Annotated in this window: 11 protein-coding genes and 1 pseudogene; 6 read left to right on the forward strand and 6 right to left on the reverse strand. The window is 62.4% G+C overall.

From position 1 onward, the window contains the following. Both EN879_RS14225 and EN879_RS14230 read left to right on the forward strand, forming a co-directional pair. A pseudogene (locus EN879_RS14225) lies at positions 1–314 on the forward strand (glutamate racemase); the annotation flags it as partial. A gap of 64 nt (positions 315–378) precedes the next feature. Next, positions 379–567, forward strand: a complete 189-nt coding sequence (locus EN879_RS14230) for a DUF3008 family protein (RefSeq protein WP_013532144.1) — start codon at positions 379–381, stop codon at positions 565–567. 105 nt (positions 568–672) lie between these two features. Here EN879_RS14230 and EN879_RS14235 read toward each other — a convergent pair whose 3' ends face one another. Continuing rightward, positions 673–882 (reverse strand): hypothetical protein, encoded by a 210-nt coding sequence (locus EN879_RS14235; RefSeq protein WP_013532143.1) that lies wholly within the window; start codon positions 880–882, stop codon positions 673–675. 375 nt (positions 883–1,257) lie between these two features. Between EN879_RS14235 and rpsD the strand changes: the two genes are divergently transcribed. From rpsD to EN879_RS14255, 4 genes are all read left to right on the forward strand, one after another. Then, positions 1,258–1,875 carry a 30S ribosomal protein S4 gene (gene rpsD / locus EN879_RS14240; RefSeq protein WP_013532142.1) on the forward strand — a complete coding sequence of 206 codons (618 nt, stop codon included), beginning with the start codon at positions 1,258–1,260 and terminating at the stop codon, positions 1,873–1,875. Between the two features lie 107 nt (positions 1,876–1,982). Beyond that, entirely contained in the window at positions 1,983–2,900 is a 918-nt protein-coding gene (ttcA, locus tag EN879_RS14245) for a tRNA 2-thiocytidine(32) synthetase TtcA (RefSeq protein ID WP_063167816.1), read from the forward strand. Further along, the gene (locus tag EN879_RS14250) at positions 2,890–3,717 is read left to right on the forward strand and encodes an inositol monophosphatase family protein (protein WP_013532140.1); all 828 of its coding nucleotides are present in this window, start codon (positions 2,890–2,892) and stop codon (positions 3,715–3,717) included. The genes ttcA and EN879_RS14250 overlap by 11 nt, the downstream gene beginning before the upstream one ends. A 59-nt stretch (positions 3,718–3,776) precedes the next feature. After that, on the forward strand, positions 3,777–4,184 hold the full coding sequence (locus EN879_RS14255) for a hypothetical protein (protein ID WP_063167817.1): 408 nt from the start codon (positions 3,777–3,779) through the stop codon (positions 4,182–4,184). On the opposite strand, the gene EN879_RS14260 is transcribed toward EN879_RS14255, so the two are convergent. From EN879_RS14260 to purL, 5 genes are all read right to left on the reverse strand, one after another. Beyond that, positions 4,181–5,449 carry a multidrug effflux MFS transporter gene (locus EN879_RS14260; RefSeq protein ID WP_082826441.1) on the reverse strand — a complete coding sequence of 423 codons (1,269 nt, stop codon included), beginning with the start codon at positions 5,447–5,449 and terminating at the stop codon, positions 4,181–4,183. The two genes, EN879_RS14255 and EN879_RS14260, sit on opposite strands and share 4 nt — an antisense overlap. A gap of 163 nt (positions 5,450–5,612) precedes the next feature. Further along, complete coding sequence (gene grxD, locus EN879_RS14265) at positions 5,613–5,948, reverse strand: Grx4 family monothiol glutaredoxin (protein WP_063167818.1); 336 nt, start codon at positions 5,946–5,948, stop codon at positions 5,613–5,615. Between the two features lie 141 nt (positions 5,949–6,089). Next, complete coding sequence (locus tag EN879_RS14270; protein ID WP_010909092.1) at positions 6,090–6,323, reverse strand: BolA family transcriptional regulator; 234 nt, start codon at positions 6,321–6,323, stop codon at positions 6,090–6,092. 125 nt (positions 6,324–6,448) lie between these two features. Then, positions 6,449–6,961, reverse strand: coding sequence for a hypothetical protein (locus tag EN879_RS14275; protein WP_024504561.1), 513 nt, complete (start codon positions 6,959–6,961; stop codon positions 6,449–6,451). Beyond that, positions 6,958–8,870 (reverse strand): phosphoribosylformylglycinamidine synthase subunit PurL (gene purL / locus EN879_RS14280; protein WP_127274106.1); only part of this gene is annotated, 1,913 nt, incomplete at its 5' end. The genes purL and EN879_RS14275, both read right to left, overlap by 4 nt.

Here is an 8,870-nt window from a genome sequence, read left to right on the forward strand (position 1 = left end):
AGGAGGCGGTGCGCGCCGAGATCACGCCATGCTTCGTCGAACGTGATGCGCTGCGTACGGATATCGTCGTGCTCGCCTGCACACACTACCCCTTTCTGGCCAATCGTATGCGCAAGACGGCGCCTTGGCCGGTCGACTGGCTCGACCCCGCCGAAGCGATCGCGCGCCGGGCGCTGTCGCTTCTCGCCGACATCGATCCGAGCGGTCGTGGCGAGATGTTGCCTGAAGGGCCCGACCTTGCCGTCTTCACATCGAAAAGAGCCGATTTCCCCACCCGCCGCCTGATGCAGGGGTTCGGGTTGGCGATGTCGTGATTGCGAAGCGGAACATCACGGCAGTCGTTGCGTTTTTCTCCTGATGCCAACGGGAGAAAGAGCCATGCCAGCCACCTCGAAAGCCCAGCAGAAAGCCGCCGGCGCGGCTCTGTCGGCCAAGCGCGGCGAGACCAAGAAGAGCGAACTCCAGGGCGCTTCCAAGGGAATGTACGAATCGATGAGCGAAAAGCAGCTCGAGGAATTCGCCGAGACGAAGCGCAAGGGCCTGCCGGAGAAGAAGTCGAAAGGCTAGAGTGCAGTCCGCCGTTCAAGGGAAACGCCGAAGAACACGAGCCGGAATCAAAAGCCCGCGGCCAAACCGCAGGCTTCGAAATGATGTCGGCCGCCTGATTGCAGCCTACCAGCGCCCTCTGCACTGCTTGATCTTGTAGCGGATGACCTTCTTGTGGCCGTGCCGCCAGATAATTTTCTTCTTGATCACGATGCGGCAAGCCTGGTGGTGCCGGTGCCCTTGCCAATGCCTGGCCTCAGCCGGCTCCGGTGTCATGACCGCCATGGATCCCGCCAACACAGCGGCTCCTGTCAGGGTAAGGAAGAATTTCTTCATGCGAATGTAGCTCCTCTGCTCCGGTCCCTTCCTGATGCCGCTGGCGCAACCTCCCGCCACATCCGGCACTGTACTCAACCCAGAGACGCTATATCGTCGCCATGGCCTACGCCAGCCACAAGCTTGACACCGGTTAAATCTCCGTTTAATCAGCGCGCTAACACCGGGCCGCAATGCCCGGTGGTTTTCTTTATGTGCGCAAGATGCGTGGAAATCCAATTCTACTATCTTGTTTGAACTGACGTGTCCCGTGGGTTTTCCGCCGCGTTGCGTGGGAAAACCCTGTCAGGTCTCGAAAACGGAGGCCAGAGGAGGGCGCGTTTCCTTCACCCGGACCATGAGGTTCCGGGTGTGTTGTTTTGAAAAGGGAATGCGATGAGCAAGCGCGAATCCGCGAAGTACAAGATCGACCGCCGTCTCGGCGAAAACATCTGGGGCCGCCCGAAGTCCCCGGTCAACAAGCGTGAATACGGCCCCGGCCAGCATGGCCAGCGCCGCAAGGGCAAGCTTTCCGATTTCGGCCTGCAGCTGCGCGCCAAGCAGAAGCTGAAGGGGCACTATGGCGACGTTTCGGAAAAGCAGTTCCGCAAGGTTTATGAAGAGGCTGACCGCCGCAAGGGCGACACCTCGGAGAACCTGATCGGCCTGCTCGAGTCGCGTCTCGACGCGGTCGTCTACCGCGCCAAGTTCGTGCCGACCATTTTCGCCGCCCGTCAGTTCGTCAACCACGGTCACGTCAACGTCAACGGCAAGCGCGTCAACATCGGCTCGTACCGCTGCAAGCCGGGCGATGTCGTCGAAATCCGCGAAAAGTCCAAGCAGCTGGTCATCGTTCTGGAAGCGGTCGGTCTCGCCGAGCGCGACGTGCCGGACTACATCGAAGCCGATCACAACAAGATGGTCGCGACCTTCTCGCGCATCCCCGGCCTGGCGGACGTTCCGTTCGCCGTGCAGATGGAACCGAACCTGGTCGTCGAATTCTATTCGCGCTAAACGAGCGCGTTCTGCGACATCCTGCGAAGGCCGCCCGTCGAGGCGGCCTTTTCTTTGTCGGTCATGTCCGCTAATCCGGCGCTCTGGGCCATTGAAAGCGACATGCCATGAACATGCTTCCAGACATTGAAACGCTCGAACCGGTCGCCGACAGCGAAGGCGGTTTCCATCCGCTGGTCGCCGACAGCGAAGGCGGTTTCCATCCGCTGTTCGCCGACGTGCCGTCCTCGGTCGAGTTCAACAAACTGCGCAAGCGGCTGCTGCGGCTGACCCGGCAGGCGATCGAGGATTTCTCGATGGTCAAGCCCGGCCAGCGCTGGCTCGTAGCGCTGTCGGGCGGCAAGGATTCCTACGGCCTGCTCGCGGTGCTGCTCGACCTCAAATGGCGCGGGCTCTTGCCGGTCGATCTTCTGGCCTGCAATCTCGACCAGGGCCAACCGAATTTCCCCAAACATATCCTGCCGGACTATCTCGACAGCCACGGCATTGCGCACCGGATCGAATATCAGGACACCTATTCCGTCGTCACCGACAAGCTGCCGGCGGGCAGCACCTATTGCTCGCTCTGCTCGCGTCTCAGGCGCGGCCATCTCTACCGCATTGCACGCGAGGAGGGGTGCTCGGCGCTGGTGCTCGGCCATCATCGCGAGGACATTCTCGAGACCTTCTTCATGAACCTCTTCCATGGCGGGCGTCTCGCCGCCATGCCGCCAAAACTGCTCAATGACGAAGGCGACGTCATGGTGCTGCGGCCCTTGAGCTATTGCGCCGAGGTCGATCTGGAAAAATTCGCTGCCGCCATGCGATTCCCGATCATTCCCTGCGATCTCTGCGGCAGCCAGGAAGGTCTTCAGCGCAATGCCATGAAGGCGATGCTCGAGGACCTGGAAAAGCGCATGCCGGGCCGCAAGGATACGATGCTGCGCGCGCTGTCGAACAGCAGGCCATCGCATCTGCTCGACAGAAAGCTGTTCGATTTCGCTGCCCTCAAGACCCTCACCACAAGGCAAGCCGATGACATTTGACGACACCGCGATCGACTGGCTGGCCGGCATTCTGGCCGAGGCGGCACTGGCCGAGATCATGCCGCGCTTTCGCCGGTTGGGCGATGGCGATGTCAGGCAGAAGACGTCGGCCGCCGACCTGGTGACCGAAGCCGACGTCAATGCCGAGCGGCTGATCACCGCGCGGCTGCGCGAGCGGTATCCCTCAGCGATGGTCGTCGGCGAGGAGGCCTGTTCCGACAATCCAGCGCTTTTAAACGGGTTGGGCGATGCCGATCTGGCCTTCGTCATCGACCCGGTCGACGGTACTTTCAATTTCGCCTCCGGCGTGCCGCTGTTCGGCGTCATGCTGGCGGTCGTGGTCAAGGGCGAGACCGTCGCCGGCATCATCCACGATCCCGTCGGCAAGGACTGGCTGATTGGCGCCAGGGGTGCCGGCAGCCATATCCGGCATGCGCACGGCAGCATCGAGAAGGTGCATGTAGCGGTACCCGCGCCGATCTCGGAGATGACCGGCTCTGTCTCCTGGCAATATATGGCCGAGCCGGAACGGACACGGCTGGCGCGCAACCAGACCAAGATCCTGTCGCAGTTCGCCTATCGCTGCGCCGCGCACGAATACCGCCTGCTGGCGAGCGGCCATGCCCACTTCGTCGTCTACAACAAGCTGATGCCGTGGGACCACCTGGCCGGCGTGCTGATCCATGCCGAGGCCGGCGGCCATGCGGCGCGCTTCGACGGCAGCGCCTATCTGCCCTCGCATCTCGGCGGCGGCCTGCTTGTCGCGCCAGACAAGGAAAGCTGGCACGAATTGCGCCGCGAGCTCTGGGCGCAGTAGGATCGATTGCTGCGTTAGCCGAAAGCAGTACAATCTCGCGCAAATCCGGAGGCTCTCGAATGAAACCTCGGTTTGCATTTGTCGCGGCGGCTCTTGCCGCCGGTCTGTTCGCCAGTTCCCTGGAAGCAAGGTCGCAAGAGCGCAGCTGTCGCAGTACCGATCCCGTCGACACGATAAAGGAGATGTCGGACGCGATCTATGCCTGCTGGAAGCCGCCACCCGGAACCGCGGGCATGTCCCTCACGCTGCGGTTCTCGCTTCGCCGCAACGGCACGCTGATCGGCAAACCTCGCGCCACATATTCCGATCTGGGAACCGATGCCCAGCGCAGCCGGGCCTTCGTGGCATCCATCCTCAGGGCACTCGATGACGCTCTGCCATTGCACTTTTCGGACAGCATGGGCGAAGCAATTGCGGGGCGCATGCTTGCCCCTCGGTTCACGGCAGCCCTTGAAGGTGCGTCCTAATGCAAGTCGGTGATGTGCCCTGAAACGGGCGGGTTCTGTGGCTGGAACATCTTGCCGCGCTCGGCGATGAAGATCATCAGCAGCGCGGCGACCGAGACGCTGCAGAAGCCGGCGGCCAGCGGCGTCACCGTGCCGTTGAAGGCCTGGCCGATCAGCGTACCGAGAATGCCGCCGAGAAACGTCTGCATGAAACCGAGGATCGACGAAGCCGTGCCGGCCAGTTGGCCGAGCGGCTCCATGGCCAGCGCGTTGAAGTTCGCGCCGAGCGCACCGAATGGAAGCATGGCGCAGGCAAAGAAGGTGATGAACAGCCAGAGCGGCATCTTCATCTCCAGCGAAATCACCAGCCAGGCAAGGCTGATGACCAGGAACAGCAGCAACGCACTCTGCGACAGGCGGCGCATGCCGATGCGACCGACAAGGCGCGAGTTCAGAAAGTTGGAGAAGGCGAGCACGCCCGCAACCCCGGCAAAGATGACCGGGAACATCTCGCCGACTTTGAAAATGTCGACATAGATCTGCTGCGCCGAAGCGATGAAGCCAAACATGGCGCCGAAAATGAAGGTGCTGGCGAAGGCATAGCAGATCGCAATGCGGTTGGTGAGAACGATACGAAACCCGCCGACAATGGAGTTGAGCGTCAGCGGCCGGCGATGTTCGGGATGCAGCGTTTCAGGAAGGCGCAGCAGCGACCAGGCCGAGACGAGCAGCGCACCGACGGCCATGGTGACGAAGATCCAATGCCAGGTCGCAAACAGCATGATAAATTGGCCGATGCCGGGAGCAATGACCGGTATCGCCATGAACACCATGAAGATCAGCGACATCACCTCGGCCATGCGCCGGCCGTCGAACGTATCGCGCACGATCGAGACCGCGATGACACGAGTGGCGGCTGCACCGATGCCTTGCACGGCCCGGCACAGCAGAAGTGTTTCAAAGCTTGGTGCAACGGCGGCGGCCGCAGCCGCGGCGACATAAATCACCAGCCCGGCGACCAGTGGTGCGCGACGTCCGAAGCGATCCGAGATCGGCCCGAAGAACAGCTGCCCGCCACCGAAGCCCAGAATGTAGGCCGTTATGACGTACTGCCGGTGGTTTTCATTTTCGACGCCGAGCGAGGCGCCGATCTGCTGCAGAGCCGGCAGCATGATATCGATGGCCAGCGAGTTCAGCGCCATCAGTGCCGCGCACAGAGCGATGAACTCCCAGCGCGGAATGGGCAGTTTGCTTGCCGATTGCGGCGCTGGTTTTGGCTGGTCCACGGCAAGTCCGATCTTTCAAACGAAAATGCGCCGGCGGGCCGGCGCATTGGCTCGTCCTGGTCCTGGGGTCAGGACATGAAAATTGCCGAGGTGAGGTTGCCCCGGTGCCTGGTGCTCGATGCCCGAAAATCAACGTCGATTTCGGGCATGCACAAAACAGAAATCAGGCGGCGCCTTTGACGCTGACGCCCTTCTCGACGAGGAACGTCTGCAGCTCGCCCGCCTGGAACATCTCGCGCACGATGTCGCAACCGCCGACGAATTCTCCCTTGACGTAGAGCTGAGGGATCGTCGGCCAGTTGGAGTATTCCTTGATGCCCTGGCGCAGTTCAGCCGAGTCCAGGACGTTCACGCCTTTGTAGTCGGCGCCGATATAGTCGAGGATCTGGACGACCTGGCCGGAAAATCCGCATTGCGGGAAACCAGGTGTGCCCTTCATGAAAAGGACGACGTCGTTGCCCTTCACTTCATTGTCAATGTAGTCGTTGATGCTGCTCATGGAATATCCTTTCCCGCCTGTGGGAGTCAGGCTCGAAACATACCCTTCAAATAAACCCAACGATTGCTCGAAACAAGACGTTAGCCGCGCCGTGGCTGAAATGGCGCAAAGGATGAGCCGTGTTGGGCCAAGCGCTAAGGGTCAGTCGGGAACGCTGGTCTGCAGCGCCAATGCGTGCAACACGCCGCCCATATTGCCCTTCAGCGCGTCATAGACCATCTGGTGCTGCTGGACGCGGCTCTTGCCGCGAAAGCTCTCGGCCACCACCTCGGCCGCATAGTGGTCGCCGTCGCCGGCGAGATCGCGAATCGTCACCTTGGCGTCCGGAATGCCGTCCTTGATCAGTTTTTCGATGTCGTGGGCATCCATTGCCATGGCAAAATCCTGTTTCGAGCGGCCGGTAGCCGGCCATAAGATGAGAGTCGGGTGAGCCTAAAGCCTTTCCGGTCCGGATTGAAGCCGTTCTGTCCCGCCAACGGCCACACGGCTTCAGAGAAAGACTAGGCCGGTGGGCTTGCTTCATCCTCGGCAACGTCCTCGCGTGTCGAGAAAGCGCGGCCAAGGCTGAAGGCAAGCACATAGAGCGGCGCGTTGAGCAGCAGGCTGACAATGGGGAGATAGCTCGTCATTTGCCAAGCCGGCGAGAAGAACCCTTGGCCATGGCCGTCGCAGATGAGCGACGAGCCGTACTCCCACAACGCGCCCACGACCACCGTGCCGGCGAAAAGCTTGACGCAGGTGACGATGTGCCTTGCCCGTGCCGGATCCGGGAAAAGGCGGCCCCAGAGCACCAGGCAGATGATCGGGACCGCGTAGAGGAGGTTCTGCAGCGCCAGCATCGGGACGGCGCCGTTCGCCGCGGCAAGGAACTCCGCACGTGTTTCCAGCCGCATACAAACCTCGCTCGAGGTTGTCGACAGCAGGAAAAAGACGAACGGTCCCAGGAACCAGAAGAAGAACAGCGACGGCCAGAAAACGACTGCAAGCAGCGCCCGGGCAGCCAGTGTGGTCAACTAGCCTGATCCATGAAGCGCGGGAACCAGCCTTCGTGAGCCGAGGAGAGTTCGCTGACCGGGATTGCCCTGGCGTCGCCAAGCTTCAGCGCGCTGCCGCCTGTGGAGCCGATCCACGGCGCGAAGATGCCAAGCTCGCCCTGCTGCTTGCGAATGGCGTCCCATTCGTCACCATGCGGGTCGATCGACAGCGTCAGCAGATAACGGCCCTGATCCTCGCCGAACCAGACCGGGATCGGGTCGGTGCCGACAAGGCCGGGAACGGTGGCGCCGATGCCGGACGCCATCACCATTTCGGCTAAAGCCACCGCGATACCGCCATCGGAAACGTCATGCGCCGCCGTGACGATGCCGGAGGCGATGAGCGCGCGCACATGGTCGCCGACGCGCTTTTCATGCTCGAGGTCGACCGGCGGCGGCGGTCCATCCGTGCGGCCGTGTATGTCCCTGAAATAGACCGATTGCCCGAGATGCGTTCCCCAGGACGCCGGCGCGCCGACCAGCAGGATCATTTGGCCCTCGGCCGCAAAGCCGGCCCGCACCATCTTCGACCAATCGGCGATCAGGCCGACGCCGCCGATGGTCGGGGTGGGCAGGATGCCCTGGCCGTTGGTCTCGTTGTAGAGCGAGACATTGCCGGAGACGATCGGGAATTCGAGCGCACGACAGGCGTCGCCGATGCCCTTCACGGCACCGACCAGCTGGCCCATGATCTCGGGCCGTTCCGGGTTGCCGAAATTGAGGTTGTCGGTTGCGGCCAGCGGCAGAGCGCCGGTGGCGGTCAAGTTGCGCCAGCATTCGGCCACCGCCTGCTTGCCGCCCTCGTAAGGGTCGGCCTCGCAATAGCGCGGCGTCACGTCGGACGAGAAGGCGAGCGCCTTGGTCGCATGGCCTTCGACCCGCACCACGCCGGCATCGCCGCCTGGAAGCTGCAGCGAATTGCCCTGGATCAGCGTGTCATACTGCTCCCACACCCAGCGGCGCGAAGACAGGTCGGGACCGCCGAGCAGCTTCAGGAGCGCGTCTGCAACATCGGCTTGCGGAACATCATTGGCGGCCAGCGGCGCCGGCTTCTTCGGTTCGATCCACGGCCGGTCATATTCCGGAGCCTTGTCGCCAAGATCCTTGATCGGCAGGTTGGCAACCTCGTCGCCCTGGTGCAGCACGCGGAAGCGCAGATCGTCGGTGGTCTTGCCGACGATGGCGAAGTCGAGCCCCCATTTGTGGAAGATCGCCTCGGCTTCCTTTTCCTTTTCCGGACGCAGCACCATCAGCATGCGCTCCTGGCTTTCCGAAAGCATCATTTCGTAGGCGCTCATGCGCTCTTCGCGCACCGGCACCTTGTCGAGATCGAGCTCGATGCCGAGGTCGCCCTTGGCGCCCATTTCGACCGCCGAGCAGGTGAGGCCGGCCGCACCCATGTCCTGGATGGCGATGACGGCGCCCGAGGCCATCAGTTCGAGGCTGGCTTCCAGCAGGCACTTTTCGGTGAAGGGATCGCCGACCTGCACTGTCGGACGCTTCTCATCGATCTTGTCGTCGAATTCGGCCGAAGCCATGGTGGCGCCGCCGACGCCGTCGCGGCCGGTCTTGGCGCCGAGATAGACGACCGGCAGGCCGACTCCCTTGGCTTCGGACAGGAAGATCGCATCGGTCTTGGCAAGGCCCGCTGCAAAGGCGTTGACCAGGATGTTGCCATTGTAGCGGGCATCGAAATTGACCTCGCCGCCGACCGTCGGCACGCCGAACGCGTTGCCATAGCCGCCGACGCCGGAAACCACGCCTGAAACGAGGTGCCTGGTCTTGGGATGGTCGGGCGCACCAAAACGCAGCGCATTCATCGCCGCGATCGGCCGCGCGCCCATGGTGAAGACGTCGCGCAATATGCCGCCGACGCCGGTCGCCGCAC

It is taken from the genome of Mesorhizobium sp. M7A.F.Ca.AU.002.02.1.1, from assembly GCF_003998535.1.
Lineage (GTDB): Bacteria > Pseudomonadota > Alphaproteobacteria > Rhizobiales > Rhizobiaceae > Mesorhizobium > Mesorhizobium ciceri.